The 20,798-nt window shown below is 48.6% G+C and carries 21 protein-coding genes; 18 read left to right on the top strand and 3 right to left on the bottom strand.

The window, feature by feature from the left end:
- Positions 1 to 18: 18 nt before the first annotated feature.
- From M3202_RS12640 to M3202_RS12555, 18 genes are all read left to right on the top strand, one after another.
- A complete protein-coding gene (locus tag M3202_RS12640; protein ID WP_251223695.1) occupies positions 19 to 1,209 on the top strand; it encodes a DNA polymerase IV in 1,191 nt (396 codons plus the stop codon).
- Between the two features lie 66 nt (positions 1,210 to 1,275).
- Complete coding sequence (locus tag M3202_RS12635) at positions 1,276 to 4,110, top strand: hypothetical protein (protein ID WP_251223694.1); 2,835 nt, start codon at positions 1,276 to 1,278, stop codon at positions 4,108 to 4,110.
- Positions 4,107 to 4,403: an EscU/YscU/HrcU family type III secretion system export apparatus switch protein gene (locus tag M3202_RS12630; protein WP_251223693.1), complete on the top strand. Its 297-nt coding sequence runs from the start codon at positions 4,107 to 4,109 to the stop codon at positions 4,401 to 4,403. Before M3202_RS12635 ends, M3202_RS12630 begins: the two co-directional genes overlap by 4 nt.
- Before the next feature lie 95 nt (positions 4,404 to 4,498).
- Complete coding sequence (fliS, locus tag M3202_RS12625; protein WP_251223692.1) at positions 4,499 to 4,924, top strand: flagellar export chaperone FliS; 426 nt, start codon at positions 4,499 to 4,501, stop codon at positions 4,922 to 4,924.
- Positions 4,925 to 4,944: 20 nt separating this feature from the next.
- A complete protein-coding gene (locus M3202_RS12620) occupies positions 4,945 to 6,834 on the top strand; it encodes a flagellin N-terminal helical domain-containing protein (protein ID WP_251223691.1) in 1,890 nt (629 codons plus the stop codon).
- A 200-nt stretch (positions 6,835 to 7,034) separates the two neighbouring features.
- Positions 7,035 to 7,472 carry a YaaR family protein gene (locus tag M3202_RS12615; RefSeq protein WP_251223690.1) on the top strand — a complete coding sequence of 146 codons (438 nt, stop codon included), beginning with the start codon at positions 7,035 to 7,037 and terminating at the stop codon, positions 7,470 to 7,472.
- Positions 7,473 to 7,694: 222 nt separating this feature from the next.
- Positions 7,695 to 8,237 (top strand): HXXEE domain-containing protein, encoded by a 543-nt coding sequence (locus M3202_RS12610; protein ID WP_251223689.1) that lies wholly within the window; start codon positions 7,695 to 7,697, stop codon positions 8,235 to 8,237.
- A 255-nt stretch (positions 8,238 to 8,492) separates the two neighbouring features.
- Positions 8,493 to 9,125 (top strand): pentapeptide repeat-containing protein, encoded by a 633-nt coding sequence (locus M3202_RS12605; protein WP_251223688.1) that lies wholly within the window; start codon positions 8,493 to 8,495, stop codon positions 9,123 to 9,125.
- 84 nt (positions 9,126 to 9,209) lie between these two features.
- A complete protein-coding gene (locus M3202_RS12600; protein ID WP_251223687.1) occupies positions 9,210 to 9,395 on the top strand; it encodes a hypothetical protein in 186 nt (61 codons plus the stop codon).
- Positions 9,396 to 9,592: 197 nt separating this feature from the next.
- Positions 9,593 to 9,868 (top strand): hypothetical protein, encoded by a 276-nt coding sequence (locus M3202_RS12595; RefSeq protein ID WP_251223686.1) that lies wholly within the window; start codon positions 9,593 to 9,595, stop codon positions 9,866 to 9,868.
- A 150-nt stretch (positions 9,869 to 10,018) separates the two neighbouring features.
- Positions 10,019 to 10,801 (top strand): DUF4097 family beta strand repeat-containing protein, encoded by a 783-nt coding sequence (locus tag M3202_RS12590; RefSeq protein ID WP_251223685.1) that lies wholly within the window; start codon positions 10,019 to 10,021, stop codon positions 10,799 to 10,801.
- Positions 10,802 to 10,993: 192 nt separating this feature from the next.
- On the top strand, positions 10,994 to 11,137 hold the full coding sequence (locus M3202_RS12585; RefSeq protein ID WP_251223684.1) for a YezD family protein: 144 nt from the start codon (positions 10,994 to 10,996) through the stop codon (positions 11,135 to 11,137).
- A gap of 106 nt (positions 11,138 to 11,243) precedes the next feature.
- Positions 11,244 to 11,954: a phosphoadenylyl-sulfate reductase gene (locus tag M3202_RS12580; protein WP_251223683.1), complete on the top strand. Its 711-nt coding sequence runs from the start codon at positions 11,244 to 11,246 to the stop codon at positions 11,952 to 11,954.
- Positions 11,955 to 12,151: 197 nt separating this feature from the next.
- Positions 12,152 to 13,291: a sulfate adenylyltransferase gene (gene sat, locus M3202_RS12575; protein ID WP_251223682.1), complete on the top strand. Its 1,140-nt coding sequence runs from the start codon at positions 12,152 to 12,154 to the stop codon at positions 13,289 to 13,291.
- A gap of 74 nt (positions 13,292 to 13,365) precedes the next feature.
- A complete protein-coding gene (gene cysP, locus M3202_RS12570; RefSeq protein WP_251223681.1) occupies positions 13,366 to 14,442 on the top strand; it encodes a sulfate permease in 1,077 nt (358 codons plus the stop codon).
- 29 nt (positions 14,443 to 14,471) lie between these two features.
- Entirely contained in the window at positions 14,472 to 15,077 is a 606-nt protein-coding gene (cysC, locus tag M3202_RS12565) for an adenylyl-sulfate kinase (RefSeq protein WP_251223680.1), read from the top strand.
- A 13-nt stretch (positions 15,078 to 15,090) separates the two neighbouring features.
- Positions 15,091 to 16,713 (top strand): nitrite/sulfite reductase, encoded by a 1,623-nt coding sequence (locus tag M3202_RS12560; RefSeq protein WP_251223679.1) that lies wholly within the window; start codon positions 15,091 to 15,093, stop codon positions 16,711 to 16,713.
- Positions 16,713 to 16,910 carry a DUF3906 family protein gene (locus M3202_RS12555; RefSeq protein WP_251223678.1) on the top strand — a complete coding sequence of 66 codons (198 nt, stop codon included), beginning with the start codon at positions 16,713 to 16,715 and terminating at the stop codon, positions 16,908 to 16,910. Before M3202_RS12560 ends, M3202_RS12555 begins: the two co-directional genes overlap by 1 nt.
- 504 nt (positions 16,911 to 17,414) lie before the next feature.
- On the opposite strand, the gene M3202_RS12550 is transcribed toward M3202_RS12555, so the two are convergent.
- From M3202_RS12550 to M3202_RS12540, 3 genes are read right to left on the bottom strand one after another with little or no spacing between them, the layout of a single operon-like run.
- Entirely contained in the window at positions 17,415 to 19,244 is a 1,830-nt protein-coding gene (locus tag M3202_RS12550) for a S8 family peptidase (RefSeq protein WP_251223677.1), read from the bottom strand.
- 26 nt (positions 19,245 to 19,270) lie between these two features.
- Complete coding sequence (locus tag M3202_RS12545) at positions 19,271 to 19,843, bottom strand: GNAT family N-acetyltransferase (RefSeq protein WP_251223676.1); 573 nt, start codon at positions 19,841 to 19,843, stop codon at positions 19,271 to 19,273.
- Between the two features lie 4 nt (positions 19,844 to 19,847).
- Positions 19,848 to 20,660 (bottom strand): divergent polysaccharide deacetylase family protein, encoded by an 813-nt coding sequence (locus tag M3202_RS12540; RefSeq protein WP_251223675.1) that lies wholly within the window; start codon positions 20,658 to 20,660, stop codon positions 19,848 to 19,850.
- Positions 20,661 to 20,798 lie beyond the last annotated feature (138 nt).

Below are 20,798 nucleotides of genomic sequence, written 5' to 3'. Positions count from 1 at the left end.
GGAAAGGAGGAAAAACAGATGAAGCCGGTTCGATTAATCTTTCACTTGGATATGAACAGTTTTTTTGCATCAGTGGAGATCGCCCATGATAAGACGCTGAAAGGAAAACCTGTCGCGATAGCCGGGAACCCGAAGGAACGGAAAGGAATCATCGTGACAAGCAGCTACGAAGCTCGGGCGAAAGGGGTCAAAACAACGATGCCGATCTGGCAGGCGAAAAAGCTCTGTCCAGCCTTAATCATTCTCCCGGCCAACCGTGAGCGGATCCGGCTTGCTTCACAAAGAATGTTCGCGATTTTAGCGAGCTATACGCCACTTGTTCAACAGGTTTCGGTCGATGAAGGGTATTTGGATCTTACCCATTATTTAGGGCAGATTCACCCTGTGAAGCTCGCCGGGCAAATTCAGGCAAGAATTGCAGAAGAGCTTGATTTGCCATGCAGCATCGGAATCGCTCCAAACAAATTTCTGGCGAAAATGGCGAGTGATATGAAAAAGCCGAACGGCATTACCGTCCTGAGAAAACGAGACATTCCAAAGAAGCTCTGGCCGCTTTCTATTAGTGAGATGCACGGTATTGGCAAACGGACAATTGAGAAATGGCGGCGCCTGGGAATTTTAACAATCGGTGATTTAGCCAAGGCTGATCCATTGCTGGTAAAGCAGAAATTTGGCGAGCGCGGTCTCGTTTTGCTTGACCGGTCGAACGGACACGACGACAGACCGGTCGATCCCGATGCCTATGAGGAATTTAAATCGGTCGGACATTCAACTACGTTACGCGCTGATACACGAAATGAGCAAATCATTTTTCAAACACTTGCTGAGCTGGCGGCCAAGGTTCAAAAACGATTGAAGCAAAAAGGAGTGATGGCGCGGGGCGTTCAATTGACGATCCGTTATCACGACTGGAAAATGGTGACCCGTAGCCAGAAAGTGCTCAATCCGATAAGAGAGCAAGCGGACATTCTTCAGCAGGCATCATCTTTGTTTAAAAAAGCATGGACGCAGGAGCCGGTGCGTTTGCTCGGAATAAGCACCTATGATTTAATCGAGCAGCAATACGCGTATAAGCAGCTGGATCTCTTTTCTTATGAAAAAGACCAGAAAGAGGAGCAGCTGCTCGAAACGATCAACGACATCAAAGCCAAGTTTGGCGATCATGCTGTGCAAAAAGGCTGGCATCAAAATAGAGGCACGCAAAAGTAAACAATCACCTGAAAAATACCGATAAGAAAGTAAGGACTTTTTTTACAAGCCAGGAGTGTGAACCGTATGCAAATTCAACAACACACCCAAGCCATCAGCCAGACACCGGACCGGCCGGTTCAGCTTAGAGAAGGCGATGTGTATCGGGCAACAATCAAGGAACGGAAAGGAAAGGACGAGGCTGTGCTCTCGATCAGAGGACGAGAGGTTGTCGCAAGATTTGAAGGAGGTGTTCCTGCCGGAGAACGGACGACGATTCAAGTAGTCGATCCTGCCAGTGAGGTCATTCAGGTGAAAGCGCTTGGTAACAGTGACAGGAAGCTTCCCGCAACTGAACAGGGAAGTTCAGCTCGCCAGCAAGAGTTGACTCAAACTTTGCGACAGCTCGGCGTCAGCCAGCCTACTTCCGAGCTGAGACAGGCTGCCGCGATGCTGATGGACAAGGGCGTCCCGCTTTCAAAGGAAGCCGTTGCCGATTTGCAGCGTTTTCTCCAGGAAGGAAAGCCGGAGCAACGGCTGCAAACGGTCCAGGCGCTGGCCAATAAGCGGCTGGACGTGACGTCCTCTCATTTGAACGCGGTTCATGAAGCCCTTCACGGCCGCCCGCTCAATCATGTGCTGACCGACTTAGCAAGAGAGCTGGACCCGGACTTCAAGGCCCAGCCGGTTCAAAGGGAGCAGCTTGATCGCCAGCAGCCAACGGTTCGCGAGGTCAGACAAGAAGTGCAGCGGATGACGACGGTTGACCGGGCAGCGGCCCATATCGAACGCCAATTGATGCCTTCTGTAACAGGCGGGCAGGCAAGGGTTCTTTCAGATGCAATCGAAAATGCCCGTACCGACGCCGCCCGCGGCCAGGAAAGAGAAGGAATCGCGCGGCTGGTGCGAGCGCTGGAGCAGGTCGATCGTCCATCAGCACCGTCGCCATCCGAGCGCCCGGTGCAGGCAGAACGCCCACAGCCTTCCGCGCCAACTCCGGCGCGACCAGCGGAAGTAGAGCAGGTGCGCCAGGCGGTGGAGCGGGCGCCGAGTGTCGAGCGGGCTGCTGAACGATTGCAGGAGTTCGCCCAGAAAACGCCGTTGGATCGGGAAGGACAGCGAACTGTGGAGCGAGCAGTTGCCGAAGCGAAGCATCTCGACCGGATTGCGGCGGACCGGATTTTGCAAACATTACAACAGTCCGGTCAAGCGAATTCACAGCAAAATCAAATTAAGCTGATTCAGGAGATGCGCACAGCTCTTGCCAGAGAAGGTGTCACGGAATCATTCCGGGATCAGGCGCAGGCGTTGCTGAAGCAAGCTGGAATGCGCCCGGAAACGGCCGAACAGCTGCAACGCGCCGTGCTGCAATCAGAGCAGCTTCAAACAGTGGCAAAAGAGCGTCTTCTTGCTTCTTTGGCTAGAATCGAGCAAGCCCTGCCGGCGCTTAGCGGCACTCAGCCACAGCAACAGCCAATGGCGCTTCAGGAAGCTATTCGGCAGGCGGAAACGACGTTGCAACGGGAGCCTTCGTTAGCGCGGACGATTCAGCAAGTGCAAGCACTGCTCAGTGAGCAGGCGCTGCCGGCGGAGCTGAACCGTCAAGTAAACAATAGCTTGGAGATGGCGCGCGAATTTGAAGAGCAGGGACGGGAATTGAAGGCGAGACAGGAGCTTGCGTCGCTGATCGAGCAGGTGAAGGCGAGCAGCCCACGGTCGGAGGCTGCGCAGCAGAGAGCTGAAAGCAACACCTATGTGCAAAATGAACAGTTTCAAACGAGCGTCGAAATGGCGAGCAAATCCATTGCCGTGACGACGATTACCGAGAAGCTGGCGCAAATGACAGCGGAATTCAAAACACTTCAGCGCGATGTTAGCCGACAGCTTGACGTCGTTTCGCGGCAAATCGAGCAATTCCGCAGTCAGGCCCAGCAGCAGGCGAAGCCATTGCTGGAAACGACGATCAAAAAGCTCGATCATGCGATTTTGCGCAGTGAGATGATGCAGTTTGCTGATATGAAGACAGAGCGCCAGCTTATGCAGGCCAGCAGCCAGCTTCATGAAGCGAAAAAACTGCTTGCCAAAGGGCAGCACCAGGAAGCGAACCGGATCGTGAAAGAAGTGACGGAGCTTGTCGAACGGCTCAATTTCAAACCATCTGACACAAAGGTGAAGCATTATACAGCCGCCAGCGAGCAGGCATTACGTGACGCACAGCTTCCTGGAAAAAACATGCCGCAACAGCTTGGGGAAATCGCCCGCGGACCGATGCAGGAAGGCTCGCCGCGCGCGATGTTCGAGATGATTCGCAGCCTTGGCTTGAACCGTGACAGCGAGCTTGCCCAGCAGCTTGTCGCCGGCCGCGACCAACAGCTGCCGGATGAACAGCAGCGCAATTTAAAGACAACGTTGCTTCAGCTGGCGCGCGGGGAAGAAGAGGGTGCGCGCGTTCAGCAGCTCGCCAATCAGGCGTTGAACAATTTGACCGGCCAGCAGCTGTTAAGCCGCTCCGACCAGCAAGGCAATTTGCAGAGTATGTTTTTTCAGCTTCCGCTTTTGCTGGAGGAAAAGGTGCAGAACTTACAAGTGTTTGTCAACTCGCGCAATGAGGGCGAGCAGGTTGATTGGGAGAACTGCAGCCTTTACTTTCTGATGGAAACGCCGAAAATGGGTGAAATCGGCATTGTCGTGTCCGCTACAGAGCGCCAATTATCGGTCACATTAAAAAACGATCAATCCGACTTTCAGAGAAAGATGGAGCCGCTTGTCGCCGCGGCAGTCGAAAAGCTGTCAGAGATTGGCTATTCGATCAATGGAATAAAATATGCGCAGCTGTCAACGGCGGAACGGACGGAGAAAGAGAATACGGAAACACGCCAGCAGCCGGTATTTACCGAGAAAGGATTTGATTTTAAAATATGATCGTTTCAAGGCATTTCAACCAAAAACAACGCAGACAGCTCAACGGCCCAACTGCCGCGGTGATTCGGTATGATGAAGAAACAGACGCGCCGAAGGTCGTCGCTCAGGGCAAAGGCCAGGTCGCCAATCACATTATCGAGCTGGCCAAACAAAATAACATTCACATGCAGGAGGATCCAGGGCTAGTCGAAAACCTGCTTGATATGGACTTAGGTGACAATATCCCCCCTCAGCTCTATTCGGTGATGGCAGAGATTTTGCTGTTGATTGAGGAGATGGAGAAGAGTTATTAACAGAAATTGATTTTTTCTGAAACACTATTAAACATTTTTCGCCAAACTCCGATAATAAGAGTAGATCAACAAATAGATAGCTGGAGGTGAAAGCCTTGACTACGTTGATAACCAACGAAGCCCTTCATCAAAAATCACCACAGGAGATTACGGCGCTTCTTTACGAAGCCTGTCTGATCAATTTAGAAGATTCGATTACCAATATAGAAGAGAAGGATTTTATAGCTGCCAATGAGAAGCTGCAAAAAGCAAGCGACATCATCCACCGCCTTGGCGCTGGATTAAACTACGAAGCCGGCATTGTCGCTGATCAGCTTGAGCAGCTTTATAATTACATAGCCGACCGCCTGGTTGAAGCCAATTTCAAGAAAGATGCGACGATGATCCGTGAGATTATCGCGATCCTTGAACCGCTTGTGAAATCATGGAACGAAGCGATGAAATCGAAGCGCGATGCTCAACCGAAAGCAGTCAAACAAAAGGTAAATGTGTATGAAACCAATTCGCTATATGAGACTTAAATAAAGAAAGGACGACTCTCATGAAAATCAATAATAATATTCAAGCCCTGAATGCCTACCGGAATTTAACGAAAAATCAGTTTCAAACTTCAAAAAACCTGGAAAAACTTTCTTCCGGAATGCGAATCAACCGTGCCGCCGATGACGCTGCCGGTCTTGCGATTTCCGAAAAAATGCGCTCGCAAATCCGCGGCTTAAAAATGGCAGAACGTAACGCCATGGACGGAATTTCCCTCCTGCAAACAGCCGAAGGAGCGATGCAGGAAGTCCACGCCATGCTGCAGCGGATGCGAGAACTCGCGGTCCAAGGTGCCAATGACACAAACACCGACCAAGACCGCGCTGAAATCCAAAAGGAAATCCGCCAGCTGTTAACCGAAATTGACAGCGTCGCCGAAAAAACAGAATTCAACACACGCAAGCTGTTAAACGGATCAAGTGCGGTGTTGAGTGTGGTTGATTACAATAATGCCAATGTCCAGGGATTGCCGGCTATTATCGATCCAAGCTTAAAATCAGGACGTTATGAAGTTAATATCGAAAATTCCGAGCTTGTTTACACGATTACTCAGCCCGCTGCAGGCTTAAAACAGGGTGATGTTGAGTTTGCTGATCCATCCATTGAGGGACAGGCTCTCGGAGAATATACAATTAATGTGCGAAACTACAATGCTGACGGTGCAAATACAGGAGCAACGCTTCAAGTAATTGGACCAGACGGGCTTCCGATTGAAAGCGAAGCAATCAGTGTCGGCCAAGCAGCGATTGATGCAGGTAACGAGTATATCACAATTGGTGGATTGCGTATTAATGCCGGAGCGATTACTGGCTCAGGAACAGTAAAGGTGTCGATCGAAGCTGAAGCCTCCTTTACTTTATCACGCGACCGCAACTTTGATTCAGCTGTTGTGGATGGGGTTGAGGTGGAAGAAGACGCGGATGGGGTAGTCACTGGTTCTGAGGTGAAGGTTGGTACAGGGGTTACTGCGGGTGAGGTTATGACTGAAGTTAATGGAGCAAACGGCGATTCGTCAGCTGTAGTGATCAAGTCCCAGTCTGTAGTGTATCAAAATGGTGAGGATTATGAGGTGAATCAAACTGACAATAATTATTATTTTTCAATAATAAATGATAATGGCGAGACAAGAGTACTTGAAATTGAGCCAAGTGCAACTTATAGTGGTACAACTAATCCGGCTACTATTGATATTGATAGTGAACCAATTACATTTGATGGACCGACTACATTGAAGGAGATTCGCGACGCTCTTTCAGAGAAATATTCCGGAGTTAAAGCATGGTCACCTGCGGAAAATGGCGATGAAGCCACCCGTGATATGCTTGTTGTTACAGATGCAGGTGGGTCTACTCCACACAAAATCAACACGACCGACTACAATCCGATTGCTTTCTCGAAAACGATTCGTACGGTTAATGGCGTAATGGAGCACGGAGGCGTTGAATTTAAGTTTAACAGTAATATCGAGGATGCGAATACGGAATTCTCCATCATCAACAACGCCCTTGCTTTCCAAATCGGGCCGAATACGAATCAAAATGTGATGATTGATGTTGATGAGTTGAATACGGTTCGTCTTGGCATTGATGAAATCAGTGTGACGACACAGGATAATGCCAATAATGCGATTTTTGCGCTTGATCAGGCGATTCAGCAAGTATCCTCTATCCGCGCCAAGCTCGGTGCGACGCAAAACCGGATGGAGCATACAATCAACAACTTGCAAGTAACGCATGAGAACTTAACGGCGTCTGAGTCACGGATTCGCGATGCGGATATGGCGCTTGAGATGACGGAGTTTACGCGTAACAATATTTTAAACCAGTCGGCGACGGCGATGCTCGCTCAGGCGAACCAGTTGCCTCAAGGCGTTCTTCAGCTGCTGCAATAAGCTAAACAGCGGTTTTGAAAAAGGAATTTTATATGAAAGGAGCTGTTCCACTTCGATTTTGGGACAGCTCCTTTTTCAAAGGGAAGAGCGACGACCCGGCTCCTGCAAGTTTTTTAAAAGAACCAAGTTCCATAAGAAAAAGGGCGTTTGGTATGATACACTGAAAAGACGAGATTATCGAGTAAAGAGGTGCGCGTAATATGGACGTACAACGAGTTGGCAAAACCGGCATACAACGGACAGGAACAAAAAATACCGGACCCGAAGCAAAGGTGTCCTTCAGTGAAGTGATCGGAAAGCAGCGCGATGAGAAAGCGTATGAACGCCTCTCAAAGCTGATGGAAAAAATCGATGATCAAGGAAGGGTGCTGGCAGAATCAAGAACGGTCGGTGAACTGCGCAAATATAAACAGCTGGTGAAAGACTTTATGGAAGACGCTGTTTCGTTAGGGCTGAGTCTTGAAGAACGGCGGGGCTTTAACAGACGGGGACGGACGAAGATTTATAAAATTGTGCAGGAAGTTGACCGGAAGCTTCTCGATTTGACGGACGCTGTCCTTGAAAAGCAGAAAAAAGGACTTGATATTTTGAATATGGTCGGCGAAATCAAAGGCTTGCTTGTTAATATTTATGCCTAGCAGATCATCGCTTGTTGACCAAGCACAATAAAAGCTGTACCCGATTATTAGGGTGCGGCTTTTTTCGTGGAGAAGAGCACACTCACAGAGCAAATCGAAAAGTAAAAAACAATAGGCAGGAAGGGGAAAAGAAGATAGGATTATACTATAAAAGGAAATCTTATACAGAGAACAGGGAAGAAAAGTGAAATTCAATCATCCAGGCTAGAAAGGGAGATGAGGATGTTCGTCGACTGGTTACAAAGCTACATGCCTATGTTAACGCTGATATGGTTATTTCCGATTGTCTTTATGTTTCATGACTTTGAAGAAATTCTTACTGTTGAGAACTGGACGAAGCAAAACAAGGACGCTGTGATGAAGAAGCTTCGCCCATTTTTTCGCAGGCATTTATCAAGCAGCTTTCAGCTGACAACACTTCAATTTGCGCGTAATGTGTTCTGGCTGTTTTTGGCGATTGTGATAGCGAGTTTGCTTGCTGCTTTGTATTCCTTTTATTTTCCGTTTTTAATGTTTCTCGCTTTGTTCTTTGCTCATGTCTTTACCCATATCGGGCAAGCGATTTATGTAAGGCGCTATACACCTGGTTTGATATCTTCGGTTGTCCTCGTTCTCCCCTATTCTTCCTATGTCTATTACCGTTTGCTTGGTGAGGCAGTGACCGGATGGGCAGATGTGATATGGAGTGCTTCGACGATGGCTGGACTGCTTCCAGTACTGCTTTTCTTCCTCATTCGGGCACGGAATCGCCTGAAGATGCGGTAATGCTATGCTTGGATAGAAATTTGACGAGAGTAAGAAATTCACTTCAATAACAATTGTCTTAGTTTAACAGATGAGAAAAATGCTATTTTCGGGCAGGGTTACAGCAGATTTATATGATTACAGAAAAATAGATGAGTGGAAACTAAGTTAAACAACTGAAAGAGCTCTTGACACCTGGTGATATAATCAATCAAGTAATGTTTTCCAGTAGAGAGTGATCTCTCCTGTTATCATCAAAAAGAGTAGGTGACCTGTATGAAGATTGATAAACCAAAATTGCCCCGTGAGCTGCCTTTAGGAAAGTTTCAAGATATTTATAGCGAGGAAGATCCTTATCTGCATGGAGTGGAAGTGGAAAAGTCATTTTTTGATCATGAAACCATCGACCGGGTTCAATTGTATGGAATGGTGATCAAAAACTCTACTTTTCAGCATACGCAGTTTCGTCATATCGACATAACCGACGTTCATTTCGAAAATTGTGACCTCTCAAATGCGAACTTAAGCAATGCGAGCATTCATCGTGTAACCTTCAGCAACTGCAAGCTGTTAGGGGTTCAGCTTGCAGAAAGCCGATTCGGGAATGTTTTGTTTGATCATTGCTTGCTGTCGATGTGTAACTTTGGCGAGTCGAAAATGGAAAAGCTCCACTTTAAAGACTCCAATCTATCCAACGCCGATTTTTATCATTGCGCGATGAAAAAGACGCTTTATGAGCGATGCGACTTGGATGGCGTCAGTTTTGACCGGACTGCCTTAAAAGGAATCGATATTAGCAGCTCTGACTTTCAATCCTTGACTGTTTCACCGGATGAGTTGAGAGGGTGTATTGTTTCCGAAAGACAGGCCCTTACGTTTGCGGCGATGCTTGGACTGGACATCAAATAAACAGTGATTGAATCGCGCTTGCGTACCGTGTATGATGGAAGTGAATAGTTGGGATAATAAGGAAAAATTTTCAGGAGGTGGAACATGACTTGGTTCATCGGGATCGGGATTGCCCTTTTGACCATCATCTGGCTCGCAATGGAGGTCGCCACGTCCCGGGACAGCGGGAAAGGACTTCGTTCCTATGTAACATCATTTAAGCGGAGCCTGCTTTTTGTGATTCCCTTGTTCGCCATCGGAGGCGTGATTTATTACATATTTTTTACATGAAATAGCGCTGTAAAAAGTCGGTTCCCTTGTGCAAAGGAACTGCTTTTATATGGGGCAAAACACATCTATTGATTTTTTTGAATGACAACGATTATATAGACTTGTCCCGACCTTTTGGGCAAGTCTTTTTTTATTTTAAACGGTGTGAGTGTAATCCGTCGATAAGATGGAGATACCTACTAACGAGGAGGTGCACGATGCATTCCAAGCAAACGGTAAAATACATTTGTCGAACGTACATATCCGGTAACCGCTATTATTATAAGACGGAACTGATTTCCCATGCTTCATGGGAGCAGCCTGAATCGTTGAATTGGTCAACACCGCGACCGATTTCGGAAAGAACCTTTAAAAAACGCGAAAAAGAAGGGTATAAGGTCGAGTATATTAATGAAACAAAGCAGCCTGCTCTGATTTTGCCTTTTAGAACGGGTGGAATGAAGGAGGCCACTGGAAAACGACCTTTTTCGTAAGTTGAAGAAAAAGCTGCTGAAAAAGTGTAAATCGTACTTTTTCAGCAGCTTCTATTTGAACAATAGGTGAACGTCGGAGTTAGGAGTTGGTTTCTTTCGTTCAATTAGGTACACTTAAGGAATGGTATGATAAGACGGGAGAGAAGAACGATGAAACAATTATTACTAAAAGCAGTGATCGGACTCGGGATTGTTGCCGGCTTGACGGGCTGCAATTTAGTGACATATGAGGAGGAACAGGTCTACACTTTGGATGCCGGCGAACTGGACTCATTCGTGATTGATCAGGATCAAGGAGATGTGTCGATTATCGGCGTGGCTGGAACGACTGAAATTACGGTAACCTCTCAAGTCGCGGTGACGAGTGAAGAGATGGAGGAAGCAGAGCAATTTGCCGAGCGCAATCTCTCGCTTGAACTGACGAGCGAGGGAGCAACAGGTTACTTAACGACGGCGGTCCATCAGGAGAATGCAACGGCGCAAGGGGGCCAGCATTTGACGATCGAGGTGCCGCAGGAGCTGATGATCGAGTACAAGCAAAATGAAGGCGAATTGAGTATAACCGATCTAGCGGGTAATGTGGAGATCCAGCACGGGCGCGGTTCGATGAAGCTCGAGCGTCTGCAGGGGAATGTAACGATAAGCGATGGGGCCGGCACGATTGATGTCGTTGAGATGGCTGGAGACTTGTCAATTAACGCCAATGCCGGCACGATAACAATCGCCGATTCGGTTGGCAATGTGAAATTGATTGCCGGATCGGGCCATGTGGATATTTCAAATCAAGAAGGATCTGTCTCCGTTCGCAGCGGCTCAGGAAATGTGACGATTGATTCAGTGAGCGGCGATGTGACGATTTTGGAAAACCGTGATGGAACGCTGACATTGGACAATATTGGTGGGACGATCACTGAACCAGAACAAGAAGGGTAGCCCGAGGGTGCTCTTCTTTTTTTTGTCCCGGTTTACTGGAAGATGTAAATAAGGCCTAATTTGATTTTTTTCTAAATCAGTGATTGACAATTTGGGGAATGATGGATAGAATACTATTAAACTAATAATTCTTATAAAATTACAAGGGATTAACTTCCTCTTCCAACTACTGAAAATTTGAGGAGGTCCAAGATGCCGAATGATCAAGAATTTGAAAAAGTAACAGAAAGATTGAGGGAACTGTTAAGCGGATTAAAGTTTGGTTCTGTTACCCTGATTATTCAGGACGGGAAAATTATTCAGATGGAAAAAAATGAAAAAGTACGGTTGAAATAACCATGAAGCTGACTAGTCAACTAGAGGCGATCAAGGAACAAGGCAAGTTTGTTCTTTGATCGCCTTTTTTGCATCGTTTGCGATCATGGATCAAAGGAGGGATTGGATGACATTATCCTATCAGCAGTTAACAGAAGACGATTATGTGCGAGTTAATGAACAATTGAAAAAGAAGGATTCGATTGAGGTGCTGAAATGGGCTTACCAGACGTTTGGCGATGAGCTGGTCTATGCCTGTAGCTTCGGAGCAGAAGGAATGGTACTGATTGATCTAATTAGCAAGGTGAAGCAGGATGCGGCGATCGTCTTTTTAGATACCGACTTTCATTTTGCGGAAACCTATGATCTGATTGAACGGGTCAAGAAAAAGTATCCTCTGCTCCAAATCAAGCTTGTCCGGCCGGCAATCAGCCCGGAAGAACAGGCAGCATCCTATGGAGAACGCTTATGGGAGCGCGATCCCGACGCATGCTGCAAAATCCGCAAGCTGGTTCCGCTGGAAAACGAGCTGAGCCAGTATCGCGCCTGGATTTCCGGACTGCGTCGTGAACAGTCGCCTTCCCGGGCTCACACCCAGTTTGTCAATCGCGACGAGCGCTTTCAATCGATTAAAATATGCCCGCTAATTCATTGGACGGAAGAAGAAATCTGGATGTACATCAAGCTTCATCAGCTGCCTTACAACGAGCTTCATGATCGGAACTATCCGAGTATCGGCTGTGAGTACTGTACAAAGCCGGTTGCGGCGGGAGAGGATTCACGCAGCGGCCGCTGGTCCAATTTTAATAAAACCGAATGCGGCCTCCATCAAGGCTAGAAAATCGCTTCTAAGAAAATCGCTCCGCAATTTTTAAAAAGGAAGAGTGGGAGGATTCGAGGAGGGCGCCGGCTCCGCGCGTTACGCCTGCCGAAAAGAAAGTCGTTTTTCGTCAGTCATAAGCCCGTGTAACGGCTCCGCACGCCGCTACTAAGAAAATTGCTCCGCAATTTTCTTATATAGAAAGGATGAGGAAGATGATAAATGCGCATGGTGGAACACTTGTACAACGCTTTGATCCGAGCTTGTCGGTTGAAGCAATTGAAAAAGAGATTGAACTGGATTCATTTGCTCTCTCAGACCTTGAATTAATTGCGATTGGCGGCTTCAGCCCGTTGACCGGTTTTTTAGGAAAGGCTGATTATGAGTCTGTCGTGACGTCGATGCGTCTCGATAATGGCACGGTTTGGAGCATTCCGATCACGTTGCCGGTTACAGAGGAAAAGGCAACGCAATTGGCCGAAGGAGAACGGGCGCGGCTGACGTTCAACGGAGAAACATATGGAGTCATTGAGATTACCGAGCTTTACAAGGCTGATAAGGAGCAGGAAGCTCTCCATGTTTATCGGACAACAGACGAAGCCCATCCAGGGGTGAAAAAGCTGTATGAGCGCCCGGATGTGTATGTCGCCGGTCCGGTGACGCTCGTCAAGCGTGTTGAGCGCGAGCGGTTTCAAAGCTATTATCTTGATCCTGTCGAAACGCGCCGCACGTTTGAAGAGCTGGGATGGAAGCGGATAGTCGGCTTTCAAACACGCAACCCCGTTCACCGGGCCCATGAGTACATTCAAAAGTCGGCGCTGGAAATTGTCGATGGCTTGTTTTTAAATCCGCTTGTCGGCGAGACAAAATCAGATGATATTCCGGCCGACGTCCGGCTCGAAAGCTATGAAGTGCTGCTGGAAAAGTATTATCCAAAAGACCGCGTCTTTCTTGCTGTTTTTCCGGCGGCGATGCGTTATGCCGGCCCACGGGAAGCGATTTTCCATGCGATCGTCCGGCAAAATTATGGCTGCACGCATTTCATTGTTGGACGGGACCATGCCGGGGTGGGCGATTATTACGGAACGTACGATGCCCAGCTCATTTTTCAGGATTTGAAAGAAGGGGAGCTTGAGATTACCCCGCTCTTTTTTGAACACAGCTTCTTTTGCCAGGCATGCGGGAACATGGCTTCGACGAAAACGTGCCCTCACCCGAAAGATCAGCATGTGATTTTATCGGGAACGAAGGTGCGAAAGATGCTTAGTGAAGGAATAACACCTCCCCCTGAATTTAGCCGGGCGGAAGTGGTAGAAGTGCTGATTCGCGGACTCCAAAAACAGGTGCATGCCTAAAAGAATCGAAAAAAACTGCCATTAGGCTGGTCCGTCAGAAATGATTGATTTACAAGAAAGAGGGGATGAGCCTGATGCTTTCCATCATAGCCATCGTGATTGCTTGTTTCTTTGCAATGAATATTGGGGCAAGTGGCACGGCAGCGGCTATGGGGCCCGCCTATGGCAGTGGAGCGCTGCCAAGAAAACGAGTAGCCATGCTGTTGGTCGGAATATTTGCCTTTTGCGGGGCGTTGGCAGGAGGAGAGGTTGTGCGAACGATCGGCAGTGGGATCATTTCCCCGGAGATTGTCGATGTTGAACTTGTCGTCATTATTCTCACCGCCGCCTGTCTTTCGCTCTTTATCGCTAATTTAATCGGAATTCCACTGTCAACAAGCGAGGTCGTTGTCGGGGCGATTGTCGGCGCTGGCATTGCCTATCAGTCCCTTTATTTTGAAACGCTGCTCGTGATCGTGATGTTCTGGGTGATCGTTCCCGTCGTCGCGTTTACGCTGGCATTGGCCGTCGGGACATTGATCCGTTCCGGAGAGCGGAAGTATACGTTTTTGAAAGGGAAAGGAAGATGGCGCAAGCCGCTTGTCATTTTGCTGATTATTAGCGGCTGTATGGAGGCGTTCGCGGCGGGAATGAATAATGTCGCCAACGCGATTGGCCCGTTAGTCGGAGCGGGCGTGATCGGGATACAGGAGGGAATTTTGCTGGGAGGCGCTTTTGTCGCGCTTGGAGCGATCGTACTCGGGGGGAAAGTGCTTGAAACGAACGGCAAACGAATCACAAGCCTCAGCCTCCTTCAGGGAAGCGCGGTTTCCGGGATTGGCGGCACGCTTGTCATCATCGCCTCGATCTTCGGCCTGCCCGTCCCGCTGACGCAGGTTACGACTTCAGCGATTATCGGAATGGGGACGGTAGAAAGAGGCTTCCGTCTCTGGCAGAAAAATATTCTCAAACAAATTATCAAGGTGTGGGTCGTTTCCCCGGTTTTTTCACTCGTTTTGTCATACTTACTTGTTTTACTGTTCAGGAAGAGTGATTACTATTCGCTGTTTATGCTGCTCAGCGTTTTCATCGCGACAGTGGGAACCTACAGCCTTTACAAATCGGTTCAGCAGGAACGAAGAACGACATATGATGATGGGGCAGGAATCTAAAAGATAGAGAACGAGCTGGAGGGAAAAAGATGACTCAATCGAAAGAGGTACAACTTGTCTGGCACGAGGCAGCGGTAAGCAAGGAAGAGCGCTGGGAGCAGACCGGTCATAAAAGCGCGATCCTGTGGTTTACCGGCTTATCAGGCGCGGGAAAGTCGACGCTCGCCAACGCTTTGGAGAAGAAGCTGTTTGAGCAAGGAACACGCAGCTATGTGTTAGACGGCGATAATATTCGTCACGGGTTGAATAAGGGACTTGGCTTTAGCGAGGAGGACCGAAAGGAAAACATCCGCAGAATTGGCGAGGTTGCCAAGCTGTTTGTCGATGCGGGTACGATTGTTTGTACGGCCTTCATTTCGCCGTTCAGGGACGATCGCCGACAGGTTCGCGCGCTCGTTGAAGAAGGCGAGTTTATTGAAATTTATGTGCGCTGCTCGCTTGAAGAGTGTGAAGCACGTGATCCGAAAGGACTTTACGAGAAGGCGCGCGCAGGGGAGATCCCGTTTTTCACCGGAATCAGCTCACCTTATGAGGAACCGGAAGCACCGGAGCTGATTATTGATTCCGATAAAAAAACGGTTGAGCAGTCCGTCGACGAAATAGTGGATTATTTGAAAAAGAGAGCGATCATCTAAGGAGGCGATAGCGATGGCATACGAAAAGATTTGGGCAAACGAGCCTGATAAGTTGAATAAAGATGAGCTGCGCAAGCTGGAAAAGGACGGCCTTGAAATTTTACAGGATATCGAGCGCTATGCGAAAGAGGGATTTGAATCGATTCCGAAAGAAGACTGGAGTCTGTTTAAATGGGCAGGTCTTTATTTGCAGAAGCCGAAGGAAGACGGTTATTTCATGATGCGCGTCAACATTCCGAGCGGCGTCATCACAAATGAGCAGGCCGAAGTGATTGCCGGAATCGGGAGAGATTATGGGCGCGATGTGATTGATATTACGACACGCCAGGCGATTCAATATCACTGGCTTCAGATTGAGCAAATGCCGGATATTTTCAAGCGTCTCGAATCGGTCGGTTTATCATCGGTCGGGGCTTGCGGCGATATCCCGCGGACGATTGTCGGCAATCCGCTCGCTGGGATCGACCCGAATGAGCTGCTTGATACGCGCCAGATTGTCGAGGATGTTTACTGGTATTTCCAGCGCAATCCGGAGTTTTCCAACTTACCGCGTAAATTTAAAATGTCGATTTCAGCTAATATTCATAACGCCGGGCACGACCGGATTAACTGCGTCGCCTTTACACCGGCTGTGAAGGAAGTGGATGGCGAGGAAGTCGTCGGCTTCCATGTCAAGGTCGGCGGCGGCCTGTCAGCAAAGCCTTATTTGGCTGAAGAGCTTGATGTGTTTGTCCGGCCGGAGCGGGTGAAGGAAGTGGCGATCGCGATTACGACGATTTACCGCGATTACGGCTACCGGGAAAAGCGTCATCGGGCGCGTCTGAAGTTTCTCGTGGCCGACTGGGGCGTCGACCGCTTTAAAGAGAAGCTGCTCGAATATACAGGAGAGCTGCCGTCAAAGGGGACGTGCAAGCTTGAGAAATGGAATGGCGGCTATTTCTATGGCGTTCATCCGCAAAAGCAGGCTGGTTTAAGCTATGTCGGCTTTAATGTTCCGGTCGGAAGAATGAACTCGGCGGAGTGGTTTGAGCTGGCCCGGATTGCGAAAACATATGGAAATGGTGAAATTCGCACATGCAATTCGCAAAATATCATCATTCCAAATGTTGCAAACGAGAAAGTGGAAGAGCTGTTGGCGGAGCCGTTGTTTGAGCGGATTAAGCTTGAGCCAAAGCATTTTATCGGCTATTCCGTCTCCTGTACCGGAATTGAATATTGCAACCTGGCGCTTGTTGAGACGAAAGAGCGGATGCGGCGCGTAGCGGAATATTTGGATGAGCATATTTCGGTCGATGTTCCTGTCCGGATTCATATGATCGGCTGTCCGAATGCGTGCGGGCAACGGCAAATTGCCGATATCGGTCTCCAAGGGGTAAAGATGAAAACGAAGGATAAACAGATGGTGGAGGCGTTTGAGTTTTACGTCGGCGGAACTTTGGATACAGAGCATGCGCAATTCAACAATAAGCTGAAGGGAAAGGTCGAGGCAGAAGAGTTGGCGCCCGCGTTAACCTCACTTTTGCGCTATTTCGAAGAAAATAAGGAACCGAATGAGGTGTTCTTTGATTTTTACCAACGGGTCGGTCACGAAGCGCTGCAAAACGCGCTCGATGAAATTCTCGGTGTGGCTTCCTGATGCGGTACCTTTATAAATTCGAAGTCGACCTCGCAGAAAAAAGCGTGACAGTGATCGTCGCCGCTGACTCCGAAGAAGCGGCCTTTACCGCCGCTGAACAGGAAGTCGAAAAAAGCTTCCTCAAACTCCCGGAGATCGGTGAAATAACCTTACTTGAAAAAAAACCACTACGCAAAACAGCCGCGTTTATGGTATAAGGTTGTGCCCAAACGGGCACAACCTTATAAGCAATTAGCGGAGCCGCTGCAAGGGTTTGAAGTCTATTAGGAGCAGTTTTTCTCCTAACAGACGGGCAGCGCGCGGAGCGATTGCCAATGTTGTCAAAGGTAGTTTCTTAAGCTCGAAGCAGGGGGCGAAGTCTGCGCTTCTTTTAAAATCCCCAACCGAAGCGGGTTTCTTCGGTTGGGGATTGGCGCAGAACGGAGCCCTTGCTAATGTTAGATAGTAGAAAGGTAAGTTTTTACTCAAGCAAAGGGATAACGCTTCAACACAGCAGCGATTTCCAAAAACGCTTGTGGCGCTTTTCTTTATAACATGCCGGCTGCCTCCATAGCCAGCCGGGAAGTTGGAAAGCTCATTCAAGGAGGGCAATGGCTACGCTCGCTACGCGTCCGTCACCAAGAACACCACTTGGAGATGGACTTGAAACAATGTAGCGGCTTCGCACATTGCTTGTAAGAAAAACGCCTGTGGCGCTTTTCTTATGAAATCGACTCCAGCGCTGCGACGATATTGATTTCCCCGAAGCCGTAATAAGGGTCATGGCCTGCGGTGCCGAGATCTTCCGCGGTGGAGGTGATGACGTCATACACTTCCTGGTTCGTCAGGTCCGGACGTAAGGCGCGGATGAGACCGGCCAGTCCGGCGACGTGCGGCGCTGCCATCGACGTTCCTGACATGACCGTATAGTTGTTGTCCGGAAACAGGCTTGGAATATGCTCCCCGGGCGCAGCGACATCGACGTGCTGACCGTAATTTGAGAAGAAGGCTCTGTTTCGCGTATCATCAACCGCCGCTACAGTCAGCACTTCATCGTAGCGCGATGGATACATCGGGTCTTCCACATTGTCATTTCCTGAAGCCGTGATTAAGACGACGTCATGTTCATAAGCGTAGCGAATCGCGTCATGCAGTGCATCGGAGTCATAATAGTCCCCGAGGCTCATATTGATCACATCGGCCCCGTGATCAACCGCCCAATAAATGCCTTTCGCGACCTCGAACGAGGAACCCTCTCCTTTTTCATTCAACACTTTCACAGGGAGGACCTGGCTTTTCCACGAAACGCCGGCAATTCCGGTTACGTTGTTCGTGAGAGCCGCGGCAATTCCGGCGACATGTGTCCCATGACCGTGGCTGTCGGACACATCGTCACTTTCATCAAAGGCATTGAAGCCAGGTAAAAGTTTATCTTTTAAATCAAGATGGTTCGGGTCAACGCCGGTATCGAGAACGGCAATCGTAACATCCTCGCCGCCCGACAGATTCCACCCTTGGCCGGCATAAATTTGATTCAGATTCCATTGATAAGGCTGGAAAAATTCATCATTCGGCACGGCGCCCTCGGCTGTGACCCGCTGTCTCGGCTTTGTCGGTTCCTCCTCCTTCGGCACAGTCGAAAGCAGAAGGTTTTGCTTTGAGAAAATATAATTCGGTTCAGCGATTTCTAAGTCATATTCCCGCCGAAGCCGGCCGATTAATCCCTCGGTCGATTCAGTTGGGGATTCGACGACATAGAAAGGATCATGGTTTTCTTTGACGATTAAATTTTCCTGGGCGGCAAACCAGTCTGCCGCTGCCAGAGGCCGTTTGAATTTAATGACGGCTTGATTTTCATGATAAGTATGCTGCAAATGTTCAGGCTTTTGATTATCGGACTGGACAACGATTTGCCAGCCCAGTTCGGGGACGATTTCTGCCTGCAGGTTCTCCGGCATGTCGTCTGTCGTTTTCCAGCCGATATCAGGGTCGGCTCCGGAAACGAAAAAGCTGCCATTCGCATCGGCGACAAAGGCCAAATCCTTAACGAACTGCTGGACGAAGGTGAGATCAATTTCACCAAGCACCGTCCGTCCATCCTCTAGCTTTTCCCCCATTAGCATATACTGTTTGCCGTCAACGGAATAAGGATCAGAAAATTGGCTGTGCATATGAGTATGCGTCAGCTTCGAGGTGTCAAAACGCTCCACCTCGCCAACCTCGACCTCTACTTCTTTCTCATCTAAAATCGCAAAGCCATGGAAGTGGGGATGCTCGTTAATTTCCTCTGTAAATTTTTCCGGTAGTTCATCCTTTTGACTGGAATCCGCCCAGCGCTGCATTTGTGCGGACAGCTGCTTTAAAAAGAGCGAGGTGGTCATCGCTAAATCTTCCGCCATCAGCTTGTCCATCGCTGAGTTTTCTAGCGTTTGCGGGATATCCTTTGTTTGAATCGAGTATTGATTATCGGTAATCAGCGTTCTGCCGATAATCGCCAGACCAAGTCCAATCACTCCAACGATAAGTACAGTTTTTGCCATTCTCCACATCATTCTTGTTGTCATCCTTTCTTGGTGATTTATTTAAAAGTAGTGGAGCTTTCGTCAAAAAAATAGGCCATAAACATTTCATCAGCAAAATGGTCTTCAAGCCATACTTGGTCCTTCTGCACGCCTTCCGTAACAAAGCCGCTTTTTTCATATAACCGCCTGGCAACTTCATTGGTGGAAAACACAGTCAGGCAAAGCTTATGAAGCCGGTGCTGGCGGCACCAGGCAAGTGTATAGTCCAACACTTTTTTGCCAATCCCTTTCCCTTGAGCGCTGTCGTCGAGCCACATCCGATAGAGACCTGTATGGCGCTTCATCGCCAGTTCCCCCCGCAAAACGCGGGCGACTCCCTGCACCGCTCCGCCAATCTCAACGACGATGTACATATTGTCTTTTCGATCAATTTGTTCAATAAAGGCTTCCTCTTCGGCAAGGGTGTGGACACGTTCCTTTTGAAGATAGGTGCCTTGGGACACAATTCCGGCGGCTGAAGCGATAATCGCACTGGCGTCGCCTTTCACAACGGGGCGCAGCGTCACCTTCGTCTGGTCGTTAGCGGCAAAGGACCAGATCAAAGGCTTGTCTTGAACTTGATTTGCCATCTGCTTATTCCTCCTTCCATTTCGCTTGCCAAAAAAATTGATAATCTTTATCAATCGGTGAATCAAGCAGGTGGGAGGCCGGGACAATGTCGACTCTTTTTTCTTTAAAGATCGGAAGGGCATGGCTGATGCCGGCAAATGTTTCGTTTCCTTTTATGCCAACATGGCCGATGCCGATCGCCTTATGCTGCTTTTCCACCACCTTCAAAAGCGAGGTCATCTGCTTGTGAACATGAGCGCGTGAAGACAATGTATCATCGAGAAAAATATGCCGCGTCGCATACGGGATTCCCAGTTCCTCGGCTACTTTTGGAATCATTGAACGAGGGCTTGTCCCACTGTCAATCACATACAAATTGTGGGCTTTCACTTCTTCCAGAATGACTTTGACAATGTGTTCATTTTCGACAACTTTAGAACCCATATGATTGTTGATTCCTTTTGCATGGGGAACATCGGCGATCGACTCGCGGACACGGGCGCGAATTTCATCATCAGATAATTGACTGGTGATCGCTTTTGGACCGAGCCAGGAAGCTTTTCCTCTTTTCGGCTCCATCGGCATATGAATAATCACCTCGAGGCCGGCTTGATGAGCCCGCTCCGCCTGCTCTGTGGAAAAGGGCTGAAACGGCATAATCGCCGCTGTGATCGGAATGTCTCCTGTCAGAAAATCGTCAACTCCCTTCACATCCCCGCCAAAATCATCAATAATGATTGCAACCTGGTTCTGTTCTGCGGCGGAAAGCGGCAAAGGTGCACAGTAGATGGTCAATACAGCAAACAAGAGCAAGGTAACCTGTATCAAACGTGGCATTTCATAAGTCCCTCATTTCTTGATCTTTTGTCTAGTTTGCCATAGGAGACTTTTTTCTATGAGCGAAAAAGTAAGGGCGCGCCAAATGGATTGTATTTCCTTTTGACGCGCCGGCAAAAAGAGAGGGTGCCGTAAAAG

Origin of the sequence: Halalkalibacter oceani (assembly GCF_023715605.1) — a bacterium.
GTDB lineage: Bacteria > Bacillota > Bacilli > Bacillales > Bacillaceae_D > Halalkalibacter > Halalkalibacter oceani.
Note: the sequence above shows the minus strand (reverse complement) of the source record. Positions and strands in the feature narration are given on the sequence as shown.